At 73.2% G+C, this 18015-nt stretch carries 11 protein-coding genes; 4 read left to right on the forward strand and 7 right to left on the reverse strand.

Annotation, left to right across the window (positions count from 1 at the left end):
- The coding region (locus tag ABT381_RS29380; protein WP_502965724.1) for a sugar phosphate isomerase/epimerase family protein at positions 1–562 on the forward strand (562 nt) is incomplete at its 5' end.
- Positions 563–1442: 880 nt separating this feature from the next.
- On the opposite strand, the gene ABT381_RS29385 is transcribed toward ABT381_RS29380, so the two are convergent.
- The gene (locus ABT381_RS29385) at positions 1443–1622 is read right to left on the reverse strand and encodes a hypothetical protein (protein WP_351599606.1); all 180 of its coding nucleotides are present in this window, start codon (positions 1620–1622) and stop codon (positions 1443–1445) included.
- A 7-nt stretch (positions 1623–1629) separates the two neighbouring features.
- Between ABT381_RS29385 and ABT381_RS29390 the strand changes: the two genes are divergently transcribed.
- Both ABT381_RS29390 and ABT381_RS29395 read left to right on the forward strand, forming a co-directional pair.
- Positions 1630–3303 carry a glycoside hydrolase family 3 protein gene (locus ABT381_RS29390; RefSeq protein WP_351599607.1) on the forward strand — a complete coding sequence of 558 codons (1674 nt, stop codon included), beginning with the start codon at positions 1630–1632 and terminating at the stop codon, positions 3301–3303.
- 342 nt (positions 3304–3645) lie between these two features.
- Entirely contained in the window at positions 3646–4248 is a 603-nt protein-coding gene (locus ABT381_RS29395; RefSeq protein WP_467754405.1) for a hypothetical protein, read from the forward strand.
- Between the two features lie 109 nt (positions 4249–4357).
- On the opposite strand, the gene ABT381_RS29400 is transcribed toward ABT381_RS29395, so the two are convergent.
- The 6 genes from ABT381_RS29400 to ABT381_RS29425 form a co-directional block, all read right to left on the reverse strand.
- Positions 4358–5803, reverse strand: coding sequence for a S28 family serine protease (locus ABT381_RS29400; RefSeq protein ID WP_351599609.1), 1446 nt, complete (start codon positions 5801–5803; stop codon positions 4358–4360).
- 129 nt (positions 5804–5932) lie between these two features.
- Complete coding sequence (locus ABT381_RS29405) at positions 5933–9835, reverse strand: ABC transporter ATP-binding protein (RefSeq protein WP_351599610.1); 3903 nt, start codon at positions 9833–9835, stop codon at positions 5933–5935.
- A 102-nt stretch (positions 9836–9937) separates the two neighbouring features.
- A complete protein-coding gene (locus ABT381_RS29410) occupies positions 9938–10990 on the reverse strand; it encodes an esterase-like activity of phytase family protein (RefSeq protein ID WP_351599611.1) in 1053 nt (350 codons plus the stop codon).
- Between the two features lie 101 nt (positions 10991–11091).
- A complete protein-coding gene (locus tag ABT381_RS29415; RefSeq protein WP_351599612.1) occupies positions 11092–13860 on the reverse strand; it encodes a discoidin domain-containing protein in 2769 nt (922 codons plus the stop codon).
- 141 nt (positions 13861–14001) lie between these two features.
- Positions 14002–15702 carry a thiamine pyrophosphate-binding protein gene (locus tag ABT381_RS29420; RefSeq protein WP_351599613.1) on the reverse strand — a complete coding sequence of 567 codons (1701 nt, stop codon included), beginning with the start codon at positions 15700–15702 and terminating at the stop codon, positions 14002–14004.
- A gap of 67 nt (positions 15703–15769) precedes the next feature.
- Positions 15770–17221, reverse strand: coding sequence for a sodium:solute symporter family protein (locus tag ABT381_RS29425; protein WP_351599614.1), 1452 nt, complete (start codon positions 17219–17221; stop codon positions 15770–15772).
- A gap of 132 nt (positions 17222–17353) precedes the next feature.
- Between ABT381_RS29425 and ABT381_RS29430 the strand changes: the two genes are divergently transcribed.
- On the forward strand, positions 17354–18015 hold a 662-nt coding region (locus ABT381_RS29430), incomplete at its 3' end, for a PucR family transcriptional regulator ligand-binding domain-containing protein (RefSeq protein ID WP_351599615.1).

The following is an 18015-nucleotide window of genomic DNA, read 5'->3' on the forward strand; positions in this document are numbered from 1 at the left end:
ACGGGGGGCGGTGGGGGGGGGGGGGGGGGGCCTGGGGGGGGCGGGGGGCCCTTCGTTGTTCGGGGTGTCCCCGGGGGGGGCCGCCGGGCCGGCGGGGGGGCCGCACGCCGACGCCGCCCGCCGGCTCGGCGCCATCGCGCCGCTCGCCGCGGACCGCGGCGTGTCCGTCCTGCTGGAGACGCACGACTCGCACCGTACGGGGGCCGCGGCGGCGCGCGTGGTCGGTCCGGTGGGGCACGGGTCGGTCGGGGCGCTGTGGGACGTGCTGCACACCTGGCTCGGCGGTGAGGACCCGGCCGCCACCCAGGCCGTGCTCGCCCCCCACCTGGGCTACGTCCAGGTCAAGGACGTCGCCTCGGCCGGGGACAAGACACCGCTGCCGCTCGGTGCCGGGGTGCTCCCCCTGGCCGGCTGCCTCGGCGCGCTCGTCGGGGACGGTTGGGACGGCTGGCTGTGCTGGGAGTACGAGAAGCGGTGGTACCGCGAAGCCCCCGCACTCCCCGACCTCCTCCGCCCCGGCCGCGAGCACTTGGAGCAGCTCCTGACCACCTTGGAGAAGTGAGGTCGAGCCGAGCCCCGGGAATGAGGACGAACCCGGGGAAGTGACGACGAGCCCCGGGAAGCCGGGCCGGCCCCGGGAAGCCGGGACAGGGACGGGAAGTCGGGCCGGGCCCCGGGGGGGGAGCGGGTGGTCCACCGTGTGTCAGTAGTACCAATCTGTACCAACCTTGCGTGGTGGGGCGGTTCCGGGGAACCCAGGGCGTTGCCGGTCCGTCACAACGACGTACTGCCGGTGAGTCTCCGCAAAGCGGTGTCGGCCTCGCTGCTGGCTGCGTCGCTGACCACCCTCTCCACCGCCTGCGGCCGGCAGCACACCGCCACCGGCGCACCCCCCTCCTCACGCGCCGGTGGCGGGTCTCCTTCCGGGCCGGCCGCCGTTCGGAGCGGCCTCCGTTTCACGGCCCCGACGCGTACCGCTCCGCCCCGTGCCTCCGGTCGTGTGATCACCCGGTTGGTGCTCGGGCATTGACCGGCAATTGTTTTCCGGATATCCGTGTCTCCTTGGCAGTTTCCTTCAATACGCCTATATGCCCGGGGCTGGACGGGTGGGAGCGGTCTGTGCCGCGCCCCGGCCGTGTGGTGCCACCGGCGCCGAGGAAGTCGCCGAGGAGTCACCGAGGAGTACCAGGAAAGTCGTTGAGCAAGTCACCGAGGAAGTCGCCGAGGAAGCCTCCCAGGAGCCCTCCGGAAGGAGCGCACATGCACTCCAGACGTACCACTCACCCCAGCCCTGCCGATCGCCCAAGATCTACTGATGGTTCCGGATCCACCGATCGCCCCGTCCCCGGATCCGCAGATCACCCCAGACCCGCCGATCGCCCCGGACCCGCCGATCGCCCCGGCCCCAGGCCCGCCGATCACTCCGTCCCCAGACCCGCCGATCAGCCCAGACCCACCGACCGCTCCAGGCGGGCCGTTCTGACCGCTGCCGCGGCCGCTGCGGCCGCCGCGGCTGCTACCCGGGCCACCGCCGGTATCGCGTACGCCGCGCCCGCCGGTACCGCGTACGCCGCGCCCGCCGGTCCCCCGCGCGCCACCCTCGACCGGCTGCGGGCGCTCATCGCGAGGATGAGCCTGGAGGAGAAGGTCGGGCAGCTCTTCGTGATGCGGGTGTACGGGCACTCCGCCACCGCCCCCGACCCCGCCGACGCCGAGGCCAACCGCAAGGAGATCGGCGTCTCGAACGCCGCCGAGCTGATCGCGAAGTACCACGTCGGCGGCATCATCTACTTCTCCTGGGCGCACAACACCCGCGACCCCCACCAGATCGCCGAGCTCTCGAACGGCATCCAGCGGGCGGGCGCCGCCCAGCGCGTCCCCGTACCGCTGATCATCGCCACCGACCAGGAACACGGGATAGTGGCCCGGATCGGCGCGCCCGCCACGCTCTTCCCCGGGGCGATGGCCCTGGCCGCGGGCGGCTCGCGGGAGGACGTGGAGACGGTCGGCCGGATCTCCGGTGCCGAGCTGTACGCCATGGGCATCCGGCAGGACTACTCCCCCGACGCCGACGTCAACGTCAATCCGGCGAACCCGGTCATCGGCGTACGGTCCTTCGGCGCCGACCCCAAGGCGGTGGCCCGGTTCGTCGCCGCCGAGGTGAAGGGGTATCAGGCCGCAGGCGTGGCCGCGACCGCCAAGCACTTCCCCGGCCACGGCGACACCGACACCGACAGCCACATCGGGATCCCGTACATCCACCACTCCGCCGAGGAGTGGGAGCGCCTGGACGCGCCGCCCTTCAAGGCGGCCATCGCGGCGGGGATAGATTCGATCATGACGGCGCATATCGTCGTGCCCGCGTTCGACAAGAGCGAAGACCCCGCCACGCTCTCCAAGCCCATCCTCACCGGCATCCTGCGCGAGCGCCTGGGCTACGACGGCGTGGTGGTCACCGACTCGCTCGGCATGGAGGGCGTGCGCAAGAAGTACGGGGACGACCGCGTCCCGGTACTCGCCCTGCGGGCCGGCGTCGACCAGCTGCTGAACCCGCCGGACCTGGAGGCCGCGTACAAGGGCGTGCTCACCGCCGTGGGCAACGGGGAGCTGAGCGAGCAGGAGATCGACGAAAAGCTGCTGCGCATCCTCGCGCTGAAGGAGCGCCGCGGCCTGTTCGCCGGTCCGTACACCTCGCGGCGTGCGGTGGACCGTACGGTCGGCACGCGGCGGCACCTCAGGACCGCCGACAAGATCGCCGACCGCACCACGACGCTGCTGGTCAACGAGGGCAAGGTGCTGCCCCTCTCCCGGCGCAGCGCCCGCCGCGTCCTGGTGGTCGGCGCCGATCCGGCCGCGCCGTCCGGCACCGGCGGCCCGCCCACCGGCGTGCTCGCGCGCACCCTGGGCGAGCTGGGCTTCACCGCCACCGCGCTGTCCACGGGCACGGCGCCCACCCAGGCGCAGACCGACGCGGCGGTGGCGGCGCTGGCGAACCACGACGCGGTGGTCGTCGCCACGTACAACGTCACCGCCGGGTCCTCGCAACGGGGGCTGGTGCGGGCGCTGCTGGACTCCGGGAAGCCGGTGGTGCAGCTGGCGATCCGGAATCCGTACGACATCGCGCAGCTCGACGGCGTCAAGGCGGCGCTGGCCAGCTACTCGTGGACCGATGTCGAACTGCGCGCCGCCGCCCGGGTGATCGCGGGCCGCCGGGAGCCGAAGGGCAGGCTGCCGGTCCCGGTCATGCGCGCCGACGCGCCCGGCACGGAGCTCTTCCCCATCGGCCACGGGCTGTCCTATTGATACCCCCCACTACCTACTGAGACCCACTACCTACTGAGACCCACTACCCGCTGAGGCCCGCTACCTCCTACCACCCACTGCGACGCACTGAGACGTACTGGCCGCCCCCGGGCTGACGTACTGATCTCTCGTACCGCCGGCATCGTCCCCTTCGTACCGCATTGCTCGTACCTCATGCGCAATACGCCGTTCGCGTCTGGCGTGTGCCCGTCACGGCGGGTCACGCTGGGCCGGCATGGCCCGGCACGCCGGCCGGGGCAGCCGGGGCAGGGGGCGGAGCGCGCGGGCGCGGCGCAGGGGGGACGGTCGGTGGGGGTGTGCGGTGCACGGGCCGTGGGGCCGCTGCTGGGCGCCGTGCTGGCGGTCGGGCTGTTGCTGACCGGTTGCCGGCCGTCGTCGAGTACCGAGGCCCGCGACTCCGGTACCGCGCGGCCGACGGGCCACGGCGCGGTCTTCCTGGACCGCGGCGAGTGCAGCAGCCGCGGGCGGGCGTCGGCCTTCCGTGAGGTGGCCTGTACGAGCGGGGCGGCCGCGGCCCGGGTGCTGGCGCGGCACGCCGGGCGGCAGTCCCGGGGGCCGCTGTGCCCGGCCCGTACGGACTTCGTCCTGCACATCAGCGAGCACCGGCCGGACGCCGACGAGGACGGCGACGGCGCGATTCCGCAGGGGTACGCCTGCATGCGCAACCTGCGTGCGCCGCACCCCGGTGACCCGGGGCAGGGCGGCGGCCCGCGCACCGTGCCCGGGGACTGCGTCTACCTCGCCGCCGGGCTCCAGGCCCGCGAGACGCCCTGTGCCGCGTCCCGTTCCGGCGCGGCGCACCGCCCCGAGTACGAGGTGACGGCGACGGTCGGCGACCGGCCGTCCTGCCCGTCCGGCACGGCCCTGTACCTCCGCCTCCCCGATCACGCCACGGGCTGCGCCCGCCGCCTCGGCAAGAGCTGAACCGGCAAGGGCTGACCCGGCAAGGGCTGAACCGGCAAGGGCTGAACCGGCGAGGGGCCCGGGGCGACAGTCCGCCGCCCCGGGCCCCTCACTCGGTACCGACCGCCCGTTACGGGCGCAGCATCGGCAGCCGCTGCGTCTGCTGCTTGTCCAGCTTCTTGTCGTACGGGGCCGCCGGGGCCGGGCTCCCCGCGGCCGGGGTCACGCCGGCCCACTTCAGAAGGCGGGCCGTGGCCTTGGTGCGGTCGGCGTCCTTCAGCTTGGTGATGTTGGAGCCGTGGTTGCCGCCCGGGACGGTGAAGACGTAGGAGTCCCGCGCGCCCTTGCCGACCTGGAAGTGCTCCGAACTCCACGGGTCGTACTGGCCGTTGACGAACATCATCCGCTCGGCGTGGTGACGCACCCAGCGGTCCACGTCCGGCATGGCCTTCTTGTCGAAGGACATGGGGATGTCACGCGGCACGAAGGTGCGGGAGTTGTTGATGCCCGGGTAGCGGAGCAGGTCCGCGACGTTCGGGTAGGCGTAGCCGGGCTCACCGAGCTGGGTGCCCGCCTGGTAGTAGTACGGCAGGTAGGGCTCCATGCCCTGGTCGGTGTAGCTGTCGAAGCCGCCGACCTTGTCCATCCAGGCCCACAGCGCGTCCGTGGTGGCGGTGGGCTCGGGGACCTGGGCGCAGGCGGTGTCGGCGGGCTGGTACTGCCAGAAGCCGAAGACCAGGTCGGTGACCATGATTTCGTACGCGCGGTCCGCGTTCCCGGCGAGCTTGAAGGTCCAGCCCTCGGTGGCCGCCTTCTTCTGGAAGCGGTCGACCATCTCGCCGCGGCGCTTCAGCGCCTCGCGCTCGATCGCGGCGAGGTCCTTGCGGCACTCGGCGGTGCCGACGGTGGCGAAGAAGCGGTCGTAGGCCGAGTCCTCGTCGTTGACGACATCGTTGGGCGCGACGTAGGCGACCGTGCCGTCCATGTCGTGCGGGTAGAAGCGGCGGTAGTACGTCGCCGTCATGCCGCCCTTGCTGCCGCCGGTGGCGATCCAGTGCTTGGCGTAGACGCCCTTCAGCGCCGTGAAGATGCGGTGCTGGTCGGCGGCGGCCTGCTGGATGTCCAGCTTCTTCCAGTCGGCGGGCTGCGGCCGGGACGGGGTGAAGTAGCGGTACTCCATCGAGACCTGGTTGCCGTCGATGAGCTTGGTGGGCTCGCTGCGCGTCGGCTCGGTGGAGACGTTGTAGCCGGAGGTGAAGAAGACGGTGGGGCGGTCGGTGGACTTGTGCAGCACGGTGATGCGCTGCTCGAACGTCCCCTTGCCCGGGTGCCGGTGGTCGACCGGCTGCTTGTAGTTCAGGACGAAGAAGCGGTAGCCGTCGACCGGCTTCTCCTGGACGAGACTCATCCCCGGTATCGCGAGCAGGCGGTCCTTGATGTCCGCTTCCGCGCGGCTGCTCGCGGTCGTTCCGGCCGGCCCGGCGGCGGTGGCCGCCCCTGCCGTGGCGGCGGTGCCGGCACCGGCCGTGCCTATCAGCACGGTGAGCGACAACAGCCATCTCAGCGTTTTGCGCATGCGCCCTCCCCTGGGGTTCGCAAAGGTCGCGCTGAACCTATCGGCGCTGCCCCCCGCCGACCACCCCCCGACCGGCGGTAGCGGGCGGGGCTGCGGGCGGCGGGGCGCGCACGTCGGGGGCGCACGGCGCTACACCCTTGCCTCCGCGGCCTCGGTCTCCGCCGCCTCGCCGGTGAAGGAGCGCCACAGTTCCGCGTAGCGGCCGCCCTGGGCGAGGAGTTCGGCGTGCGGGCCGTCCTCGGCGACGCGGCCGTGGTCCAGTACCACGACCCGGTCGGCGCGGGCGGCGGTCGTCAGGCGGTGGGCGACGACCAGGGTCGTGCGGCGTCCGACGAGCCGGTCCGTGGCGTGGTTGACGACGGACTCGGTGGCCAGGTCGAGGGCCGCGGTCGCCTCGTCGAGCAACAGCACGTCGGGGTCGACCAGTTCGGCGCGGGCGAGCGCGAGGAGCTGGCGCTGGCCCGCGGAGAGGTTGCGGCCGCGCTCGGCGACCTCGTGGAGGTAGCCGCCGTCGAGCGTGGCGATCATGTCGTGCGCGCCCACCGCCCGGGCCGCCGCCTCCACTTCGGCGTCGGTGGCGTCCGGGCGGCCGTACGCGATCGCGTCGCGGACGGTGCCGGCGAAGAGGTACGACTCCTGGGGGACGACGCCCAGCCGGTGGCGGTAGCCGGTCAGGTCCAGGTCGCGCAGGTCGGTGCCGTCGACGCGGACGGCGCCGGTCGTCGGGTCGTAGAACCGGGCGACCAGCTTGACCAGCGTGGACTTGCCGGCGCCGGTCTCGCCGACGAACGCGACGGTCTGCCCTGCGGGGATGGTCAGAGCGATGCCGGAGAGCGCCTCGGCCTGCTCGCCGTCGGCGGTCGCGTAGCGGAAGTGGACGTCGTCGAAGGTGATCTCGCCCTGGAGCTCGCGGACCGGGCGCGGGTTCTCCGCCGCCGGAGTGGTGGTCGGCTCGCGCAGCAGCTCCTGGATGCGGCCGAGGGAGACGGACGCCTGCTGGTAGCCGTCGAAGACCTGGGAGAGCTGCTGGACGGGGGAGAAGAAGAGGTCGATGTAGAGGAGGTACGCGACCAGCGCGCCTGCCGTGAGGGTGTGTCCGGCGACCCGGTCGGCGCCCACGATCAGGACGAGGGCGGCGGCGACCGAGGACAGCAGCTGTACGAACGGGAAGTAGATCGAGATCAGGAACTGGCCGCGGGTGCGGGCCTGTCGGTACGCCGCGCTGCGCTCGGTGAAGCGCGCGACGCCGCTGCCCTCGCGGCGGAACGCCTGCACGATGCGCAGCCCTGCGACGCTCTCCTGGAGGTCGCCGTTGACGACGCTGATCCGCTCGCGCGCCAGCTCGTACGCCTTCACGCTCTGCTTGCGGAAGAAGTACGTGCCGATGATCAGCGGCGGCAGGGTCGCGAAGACGACCAGGGCCAGCTGCACGTCGATGGCCAGCAGGGCGACCAGGATGCCGAAGAAGGTGAGGACGGAGACGACGGCGGTGACCAGGCCGGTCTGCAGGAAGGACGAGAGGGCGTCGACGTCCGTCGTCATCCGGGTCATGATCCGGCCGGTCAGCTCGCGCTCGTAGTAGTCCAGGCCGAGGCGCTGCAGCTGGGCGAAGATCTTGACGCGCAGCGAGTACAGGACGCGTTCGCCGGTACGCCCGGTCATCCGGTTCGAGCCGATCTGGGCGGCCCACTGGGCGAGCACGACGAGCAGGGCGGCGGCGGACGCGGCCCACACGCCGTTGAGCGCGGCGCGCTGTACGCCGTCGTCGATGCCGTGCCGGATCAGTACGGGCAGCAGCAGCCCGGCGACCGCGTCCACGGCGACCAGGAGGAGGGCGATCAGCAGCGGGCGGCCGAAGCCGCGCAGCAGGCGGCGCAGCCCGTAGGCGCTCTCCGGGCGTGCGGCCCGGTCCTCGTCGATGTCGGGGGTGTCGGTGGCCGGCGGCAGCGCCGCGACCTTTTCGAGCAGTTCGGGCGTCGCCGGCATCCCGGCCAGCGCGCCGGCCATGCCGCCGGGGCGGCCGGCGAGCGCGGCGGCGGGCGCGCCTCCGTGGTCCCGCTGATCGGCGCCGCCGGCCTCCTGGCCGGTACGGACCCACAGCTCGGGGGTGACGCCGTCGATGACGCGGCGGGACCGGGGGCGTGCGCCGTCAGCGGCAGCCGCGGTCACCGGCTCCCCGTCCGCGGTCGGCCGCTCCAGCAGCCCCGTGGCCGCCGCCTCGCCCGAGAAGGCCCCGGCCGTCGCCACCTGCCCCGCCGGGTCCCGCTCCACGCCGCCCAGCTCGTCCGGGTCGGTGAGCAGCCTGCGGTACAGCTCGCAGCGCTCCTCCAGCTCCTCGCGGGTACCGATGTCCAGCAGCCGGCCGCCGTCGAGGACGGCGACCCGGTCGGCCAGCGCCAGGGTGGAGGCGCGGTGCGCGATCAGCAGGGTCGTGCGGCCCGCCATCACGCCGCGCAGCGCCTCGTGGATCTCGTGCTCGACCCGGGCGTCGACCGCGGAGGTCGCGTCGTCCAGGACCAGCACGCGCGGGTCGGTGAGGATCGCGCGGGCCAGCGCCACGCGCTGCCGCTGCCCGCCCGACAGGCTCAGGCCCTGCTCGCCGACCGCGGTGTCGTACCCGTCGGGGAGCGCGGAGATGAAGCCGTCGGCCTGGGCGGCGCGGGCCGCGGCCCGGATCTGTTCGTCGGTGGCGTCCGGGGCGCCGTAGGCGATGTTGTCCCGGAGGGAGTCGGAGAAGAGGAAGCTGGTCTCGGGTACCAGGCCGATGGCGCCGCGCAGCGAGTCGGCGGTCAGGTCGCGCACGTCCCGGCCGCCGACCAGCACCCGCCCCGCGCTCGGATCGTAGAAGCGCGGCAGCAGCAGGGAGACGGTGGACTTGCCGCTGCCGGAGGTGCCGACGACGGCGACGGTCTCGCCCGGCTCGATGCGCAGCGAGAAGTCGTCCAGTACCGGGTGGGCCGCCGGGTCGTCGCCGTACCGGAAGGTGACGTGCTCGAACTCCACGGTGGCGGGCGCGTCGGCGGGCAGCGGGGCGGCGTCCGGGCGCTCCTCGATGACCGGCTCGGTGTCGATCAGCTCGAAGACCCGCTCCACGCCGGCGCGGGCCTGCTGGCCCACGGTCAGCATCATGGCGAGCATCCGGACCGGGCCGACGAGCTGCGCGAGGTAGGTGGAGAAGGCGACGAAGGTGCCCAGCGTGACCTGGCCGCGGGTGGCCATCCAGCCGCCGAGCGCGAGCATCGCGACCTGCCCGAGGGCGGGGACGGCCTGCAGGGCCGGGGTGTAGCGGGCGTTGAGGCGTACGGTGCGCAGCCGCCCGGCGAAGAGCCGCCGGCTGACCTCGCGGAGCTTGCCGGTCTCCTGCTCCTCCTGGCCGAAGCCCTTCACGACGCGGACGCCGGAGACCGCGCCGTCCACCACGCCCGCCACGGCCGCCGCCTGCCCCTGGGCGTACCAGGTCGCGGGGAAGAGCCGGACGCGGCTGAGCTTGGCGATCCACCACAGGGCGGGCGCCACGGCGAGGGCGACGACGGTCAGCAACGGCGACAGCACCACCATGACCACCAGGGAGATGGCGAACAGCAGGACGTTGCCCAGCATCATCGGCACCATGAACAGCAGCGACTGCACGAGCTGGAGGTCGCTGGTGCCGCGGCCGACGACCTGTCCCGTACTGAGTTCGTCCTGCCGCCGGCCGTCCAGCCGCGTGATGGCCCGGTACATCCGGGTCCGCAGGTCGTGCTGGACGTCCAGGGCGAGCCGGCCGCCGTAGAAGCGGCGGATGTACGTCAGCACGTACACGGCGAGCGCGGCGACGATCAGCAGGGTCGCCCACGGTGCGAGGGATCGTTCGTGCTTGACGATCACGTCGTCGATGATCAGCTTCGGTACGAGCGGGACGAGTGCCATGACGGCCATCCCGGCGAGCGAGGAGCCGAGCGCGAGCAGTACGTCCTGTTTGTACTGCCAGCACGTGCGCGTCAGGCGCCGCGCCCAGCCCTCTTCCGCCGTATCCGTGTCCGCCCCTGCCACGCGACGCCTCCCGCCGGTCGATTTCTTACCGCAAGGCACCAACAGCGACGGCCGGTGATTTCATCCCACGGCAACAAATCCGGCGGTCATCGGTCATGGACCTCAAAGGCGGACGGTCATGTCGTAGAGCCGGGTGATCTGCTGCGCCCGCTGGTTGTCGTCGCTGACCAGGAGCAGGTGCAGCCGCCCGTGCGCGCGCCCCAGGACGGTCATGCCCTCGATGTTGTCCAGGAGGGGGTTGATCTGCGGCTGCCGGGCGGGCGCGCCGAGGGACGGGCAGCGCGTGAGGTCGGCGAGCAGGGTCTTGGTGGCGGGGCGGGTGGCACCGGTCAGCCGCTCGGTGCCCCGGGTGTCGTCCGCCTGGCGCGGGTCGGCGAGGTAGAGGCGGATGGTGTTGCCCTGCGGTTCGAATTTACGTTCGAGTACGAGGAGGCGGCCGTCGCCGATCGAGGTGATCTCGGGGATCGTCATGCCCTCCTCTGCCGGGTAGGCGTATTGCCTGCCCAGGGCGTAGCCGCCGTGCGGCTGCCGCTGCCAGGTCTGGAAGCGGTGCAGCGGGCGGCCCTGCGCGTCGGTGCCGTCGCCGGCGAGCGGGCCCTCCATGGACGCGGTGAGGGTACGGCCGCCGGGGCCCGCGGTCAGGCCCTCGAAGGTCTGGTTGGCGGTGGCCCGGCCCGCCGGGGCGACCCGCAGCGCGTCCGGTACGGGCAGCCGTCCGGCCGGGTGCCCGGCCGGGTCGTAACGACGGACCGACGGCTCGGTCTCGGAGGTGATCAGCCGGTCGCCGTCCTTCTCGACGACGAGGCCCTCGGAGTCCAGCGGCCTGCCGTCCTCGTCGGCGAGCGGGACGCCGCGCAGCGGCTCACGCGTCCGGCCGTCCAGCGTGACCAGCGCGGACCGGTCGGAGAGCGCGAGCAGGTCGCCGTCGGTGTCGCGGGCGAGCGCGGAGAGGTTCCCGACGTAGAGGCCGTCGACGGACCGCTTGTCCAGGGCGTCGGAGTACCGGTCGACGGAGACGCGCGGGGAACAGGCGTGGCCGGCGGCGGGCGTGCCCGGCGGGGCGGCGGACGTGGCCGCCGCGGCGGTCGCCGGGAGGGTTCCGGCGACGAGCAATGTGGCGGCGAGCACGGCCGGTATCGCGGTGGTGATGCGCACGGCGGGTCCTTTCGGTCGGCAGCGGGCGGGGCGCCCGGGGAGATCCTTTCCCTCGGGCGCCCCGCCCGCACCGTGCGTACCGTCTGGCGGAACGGCGACCGTCAGTCCTTGGCGTCGGCCACCGTCAGCTCTTCGATGCCCGGGTGGGTCTTGGCGTCCGCCTTGCCGCGCACGGTGACCCGGACGTACCGCGCCGGCGACGTCCCGGCGTATCCGGTGCCGGTCCAGTGCCGTCCGTCGCGCGAGACCTGGACCTGGTACGACGCGGGCTTGGTGGCCGTCCAGTGCGGAGTGACCGTGCCGATGCGGCGGACGGTGCCCAGGTCGGCGGTGAGCGTGCCGGTGGCGGCGTCGGGCACCCACGCGGTGGTGGTGTTGCCGTCCAGCGCGGCGCCCGCGTACATCCCGGGCTCCTCCGACGTGGCCTTCGCCGACGCGCAGCGGGCCACGTTGGTGGTCGGCTCCTGGTCGGGGCGGCGGGTCTTCAGCGTCAGCGGCGACCCCTGGCCGACGATCCGCTCGCCCTCCGGCGTCGCGACCGTCATCGGCTCACCGCCGGTCAGCCGCACCTCGGTGTGGTGCGCGCCGAGCGCCACGTCGTACGTGCGGCCCTGCCAGCGCAGGCCGCGCAGGGTGACGCCGTCGGCGAGCTGCGGCGGCAGCGTCGGGTCCAGGGTGATCCGGTCCTCGCCCAGCCGCAGGCCGGTCAGGCCGTGGGTGAAGACCTGCAGGAAGCCGCCCTTGCCGGTGAGGAAGTCCTGCGCGGGCGAGCCGGCGAGCGGATCCCCGGCGCCGGCCTTCTCGCCGCGCGCCTCGGAGAAGAGGTGGAACGGGCCGCGCATGAACGGCCGCACGGACCGCTGGAGATACGTGTACGTCGCGCAGCCGGGCTCGCCGATCTCGGCGGCGTCGATGGCGTGCACCGAGTCGGTCATGGCCGGGCCGTCCGGGTCGGTGTGCGCGGCGTAGTAGTCCAGCGTCTTCGCCTTGGCCGCGTCGGACATCGGCCACTGCAAGGGGTACTGCAGCAGCACGGTGTCGGCCTGCTTGATGGTGGTGCCCTTGTAGCCGTCGTACTGCTGGAAGACCTGCTTCTTCTTGTCGTACGGGATGCGCAGCTTGTCCGCGATGGTGTTCCACGAGGCGGGCGCGTGCTTGCCGAGGACGGCGGCGGCGCGGGTAGCGTGCCGGAGTGCGGTGGCGGCGCCCGCGTTGGTGAACACGCCGTCGTTCACGCCGTTGCTGTACTCGTCCGGGCCCGCGACGTTCTTGACCGAGTAGCTGCCGTCACCGTTGTGCGTGACGCGGGAGGCCCAGAACTGCGCGATGCCCTGCATGAGGGGCCAGCCGCGGTCCCGCAGCCAGCCGGTGTCCTTGGTGGCGAGGTAGTACTGCCAGGCGGCCAGCGAGACGTCGCCCATCAGGTGGTTCTGGGTCTTGCAGTGCGGCGGGTCCCAGCTGTGGCACTCCTTCCACAGATCGCCCTTGCCGCCGCTGGTCCACGGGAAGAACAGCCCGTCGTAGCCGAGCTTCTTGGCGTTGGCGCGGGCACCGGCCCGGGTCTTGTAGCGGTACTCGACGATGGACCGGGCGAGCTCCGGATGGGCGGCCAGCAGGCCCGGGTACATCCAGGTCTCGGCGTCCCAGAAGATCTCGCCCGCGTAGTTGTCGCTGGTCAGACCGGCCGGGGCGATGCTGTCCGAGCCTCCCTCGCGGGAGTTGGCGAGCAGTCCGTACTGCGCGGAGCGCACCCAGTCCTGGAGGTCGCGCTGCTCGCGGCCGCGCACCTCGATGTCGGAGTGCCACAGGTGCTGCCAGGCGGTGGCGTGGGAGTGGTAGAGGCGGTCCCAGCCCTGCGCCGCGGCCTGCTGGGAGGCGCGGGTGGCGGCGGCTCTGGGGTCGTGCGAGGTGAGCGCGGTGTCCACGCCGACGTACTTGGAGACCTCGTACGTCCGGCCCTTGTGCACGGGGAAGCCGACGCCCTGATGCGCCGTCAACTTCTCGGGCGCCTCGGCCTTCTGTTCACTTTCCGAACGAATGCCCGGGCCCGTACGGAGCGTGGAGGCCACCGCGCCCGCCGTCCTCGTCCCGTCGGTGCGGAAGGTGACGTCCTGCGTGCGGTCGCCGGCGCGGGCGCCGCCGCCGGTCTGCGAGATCCGGCGGGCGCCGCGCCCGTCGAGGGTGTCGGTGACGGTCGCCGGGCCGCTCCAGTGCGGCGTCATCCGCAGCCGTACGGCACCGGTGTGCGCGTGCGTGCGGTCCGCGAGCACGTCGAAGACCAGGTCGGTGGCGCGGCCGTCGGCGGCGGTCCAGGTCAGCGACGTACGGACCAGGCCGCAGCGCATCAGGAGGGACTGCCGGTAGTGCGAGATGCGGCCGGGCTTCGTGGCGGAGCTGAAGGTCTCGGCACCGGGGCCGCCGGTGGCCACGTCCAGCGTGGACCAGGTGGGCAGCGCGGCGATGGCCTGCCGCTTCTTCACCGACTTGGGGCCCTCGGCGTACAGGCCCGCGGCGAAGGAGCCGTCGTAGCGCGGCGTGAACAGCGGCCAGCCGGTCTTCTCGCCCGGGGCGGCGTACCCGGTGCCGTTGGGCGGCACGCGCTGCCCGAGGTAGCCGTTGCCGACGTACGGGTGAGCACTGTCGTCGGGGTCGATGCGTGTGGCGGTGGACGTCCAGCCGGGGCCGTCGGAGGCGCAGGAGCCGTCGGCGGCCGGGGTGCTCCCGGTCGCCGCGGCAGGCCCTGCGGGGTGGCCGCCGTCCTCCGCCGCGACGGAGGAGACGGAGGGCACGGCCGCGATGAGCGCGCCCGCGAGCAGGGGGACCAGCAGCCGCCGGCCGGCACGCGGCAGCGGACGTGGGGAGTACGTCATTGTTCTCCGTCGACGGGTCGTCGGGCACGGGAGGCAGCGAGCCAGACCTGGCGCTGCCCGCAGCGAACCTAAAGTTATGAACAGTTCGCGTCAACGGTCCACGCGCTTTGTTCACTTTCCGAAGCCGGAGAATCCGCAGGATCACCCCTGTGCGTCGGCCAGGTGCGTCGGCGCGAACATCCGCAGCCGGGCCGGGAGGACGACCACGGAGGGGCCGGGCGCGGCCAGCGCCGCCGCCAGGTCCTCCCGCAGCCGCTCCGGGGCACTCGTCACCGCCGGCACGCCGAAGGACTCGGCCAGCGCGGCGAAGTCGGGCCGCGCCAGCTCGGTGCCGGTCGCCCGCCCGAACGCGTCCGTCATGTACTCGCGCAGGATGCCGTAGCCGCCGTCGTCCACGATCAGCCAGGCCACCGGCAGGTCGTACTGGCGCGCCGTGGCCAGCTCGGCGAGCGAGTACATGGCACCGCCGTCGCCGCTCACGGCGAGCACGGGGCGCGCTGCCCCATCGGCGCCCGCCGCGGCCCGGCCCGCCACGGCGGCGCCCAGCGCGGCCGGGAATCCGTACCCCAGTCCCCCGGCGCCCTGCGCGGAGTGCATCGCGCCCGGTGTCCGCGGGTCGAAGGCGGACCAGGCCCAGTAGCCGAGGATCGTCATGTCCCAGCAGCTGACCGCGTCGTCCGGCAGCGCGTCGCGGACGGCGGCCAGCACGTTCCGCTCCAGGTCCAGGCCCTGCCCGTCGATCCGCTCCCGTACGCGGGCGAGCAGCGCGGCGGTCGCGTCGGGTGCGGCGGTCGCGTCGCCGTCGGTAGGGCGCTCGGTCACCCGCGCGGCCAGCTCCCCGAGCGCGAGCCGGGCGTCGGCGTGCAGTCCGAGCGCCGGGTGGTTGGACTCCAGCTTTCCGGCGTCCGCCTCGATCTGGATCACCCGGCCGCGGGGCCGGAGGGTGTGGTAGTTCGACGACAGCTCGCCGAGGCCAGAGCCGACGACGAGCAGCACATCGGCGTCCTCCAGGAAGTCCGTGGTGTGCCGGTCCTCCAGCCAGGACTGGAGCGAGAGCGGGTGCGTCCAGGGGAACGCGCCCTTGCCGCCGAACGTCGTCGCGACCGGCGCCCGCAGCCGCTCGGCCAGCGCGCGCAGCTCGGGCTCGGCGCCGGCCCGTACGACGCCGCCGCCCGCGAGGATCACCGGGCGCGCGGCTTCCGAGAGCAACTGAGCTGCACTGTCGAGGAGTTCGGAGCGCGGGGCCGGGACGCGCGGATGGACGGTGAGGGTACGGACCGGTGGCACGTCCGGGCCGACCGGCGCGAGCAGTACGTCCTGCGGGATCTCCAGCCACACCGGTCCGTGCGGCACGCTCAGCGCGGACTCCCAGGCCTCGGCGACGGCGGACGGGATCTGCGCGGCGGTGCGGGCGCTGTGCACGGACTTCACCACGCCGCGGAACGCCGCGCTCTGGTCGCGGAGTTCGTGCAGGTATCCGTGGCGGCCGCCGCCCAGCCCGGCGACCGGCACTTGGCTGCCGATCGCGAGGACGGCGGCCGAGGCGGCGGCGGACTCCTGCAGGGCGGCGAGCGTCATGAGGGCGCCGGGGCCGGTGGAGACCATGAGCGGTGCGACGCCGCGGGTGGTACGGGCGTACGCGTCGGCGGCGAACCCGGCGTTGTTCTCCACGCGCAGGCCGACGTACCGCAGTGTGCTGCGGCTGAGCGCGTCGAAGAGGCCGAGGGCGTGCTGGCCGGGGAGGCCGAAGACGGTCTGCGCGCCCAGCGCTTGCAGCGATTCGGTGACCAGGTCGCCTCCGGTGCGGGTGCGCTGCTGCGGCGGGGCCGGATGGGTGCTCATGGGTTGCTCTCCGTGGGACCGTGCGGGTGGTCTTTGGGGTATCCGCGGCCTGGCGGCCGCGTCGTCCTCAAACGCCGGACGGGCTGGGTTTGGTGGGGGTGGCCAAGCGCGCCCGCCACTCCGCCAGTACCGCCGGGTCCGTCGGTCGGGAGGCCAGGCTCACCGCCACGTACGCCGCCAACGACACCGCCAGGCCGTAGTAGATCGGTTCGTTCGCGAGGACGCCGCGCCAGGTCATCAGGCCGATGACCGTCGCGCCGCCCGCTGCGACAGCGGCCAGCGCGCCCGCGCCCGTGCCGCGCTTCCACAGCAGGCCGCCGAGGATCGGTACGAGGAGGCCGCCGACCAGGAGGTTGTAGGCGACCGTCAGCGCCTGGACGACGTCGTGGATCGCGATGGCGATGCAGATGACGGCGACGCCCATGACCAGGATGAACACGCGGTTGCCGCGCACCTCGTCGCGTTCCCCGGCGGCCGTACCGCGGCCCACCGCGCCCCGGATCCGCGACCAGATGTCGTTGTTGGCCACCGTCGCGCAGGCGATCAGCGCGCCCGAGGACGTGGACATCACGGCGGAGAGCGCCGCCGCCAGCACCAGTCCGCGCACCCCCACCGGCAGGGCGTCCTTCACGATCGTGGCGAACGCGTCGTCCGGGCTGCCGAGATGCGGGTAGAGCACCTTGGCCGCCGTACCGATCACGGCTCCGGCGAGCGCGTACACCAGGCAGTACGTACCGGCGGCCGTGCCGCCCAGCCGCGCGACGCGGTCGCTGCGCGCCGTGAACACCCGCTGCCAGATGTCCTGGCCGATCAGCATCCCGAAGGAGTAGATGAGGACGTAGGTGAAGACGGTCTGGCCGCCGATGCCGAGCGGGGCAAAGTAGTCGTCCGGGAGTTCGGCGCGGAGCTGCCCGAGGCCGCCCGCCTTGATGACGGCGACCGGCAGCAGGAGGAGCAGTACGCCGATCGTCTTGACCACGAACTGCACCATGTCGGTCAGCGTGATCGACCACATGCCGCCGAGCGTGGAGTACGCGACGACGATGGCCCCGCCGAGGACGATCGACACCGTGCGGTCCAGGCCGAAGAGGACGTCGAAGATGGTGGCGTACGCGATCGTGGACGTGACGGCGAGCATCAGGGTGTACGCCCACATCACGACGCCGGAGATGACGCCGGCCGCGCCGCCGTAGCGCAGGTCGAGCATCTCGGAGACCGTGTAGACCTTCAGCCGGGCGATCCGGGCGGAGAAGAAGAGGCTCAGCGCGAGCAGGCCGAGGCCGATGGTGAAGACCATCCAGGCGCCGGAGAGGCCGTACTGGTAGCCGAGTCCGACGCCGCCGATCGTGGAGGCGCCGCCGAGGACGATCGCGGCCATGGTCCCGGAGTACATGAACGGGCCCAGGCGCCGCCCGGCGACCAGGAATTCGCTCTTGGAGCGGGCGCGGCGCATACCCCACCAGCCCACGGCGAGCATGCCGGCCAGATAGAGGACGATCACCGCGTAGTCGACAGCCATGGGCCATCCCTTCGGCAGGGCGGGGGGGGAGGGGGCGGGGCGGGTTTTCGTGGGTTGACCTTAGGAAACGGCGTGGCGGCGCAGAAGTGTACGTTTCCTCCACCGTGCTGCTGAGGAATGGATGATCCGCACATGGCTGACGCGTCGCACCCCTCGCCGCCGCCCACCCCGGGCGTCCCGCTGTCCGCGCTGCTCGCCCGCGCCGACCTCGGGCTGCGGCAACTCGCCGGGCCGCGCGCCGACGCCGACATCCACTGGGTGCACACCTCGGAGATGGCCGACCCGGAGCCGTATCTGCTGGGCGGCGAGCTGCTGCTGACGGCCGGGGTGCACCTGGACGAGGCGGCGGGCGCGGGTGCCCCTCTCGACGGCCCTCTCGACGACTCCCTCGATGGCTCTCTCGACGACTCTCTCGATGGCTATCTCAACGGCTATGTGGAGCGCACGGTCGCGGCGGGCGCCGTGGCGCTCGGGTTCGGGATCGCGCCGGTGCACGACGCGGTGCCGCGTGCGCTGGTCGCGGCCTGCGACCGGTACGGGCTGCGGCTGCTGGAGGTACCGGCCGGGACCCCGTTCACGGCCGTGGAGAGCGCCGTGTGGCAGGCCATGACCGAGACCCGGCACCGCGAGCTGACCCGCATCGGCGACGGTCAGCGCGCGCTGGCGGCGGCCGCCGCCGGGCCCGATCCGGTACCGGCCGTGCTGCGCACGCTCGCCCGCCAAGTGGGCGGCTGGGCCGCGGTGTCGGGGCCGGGCGGAGACGGCGAACTGGCCGCCGCCGGGCCTCGGCCGCC

The organism is Streptomyces sp. NPDC000151 (genome assembly GCF_040301705.1).
In the GTDB taxonomy this organism is placed as follows: Bacteria; Actinomycetota; Actinomycetes; order Streptomycetales; family Streptomycetaceae; genus Streptomyces.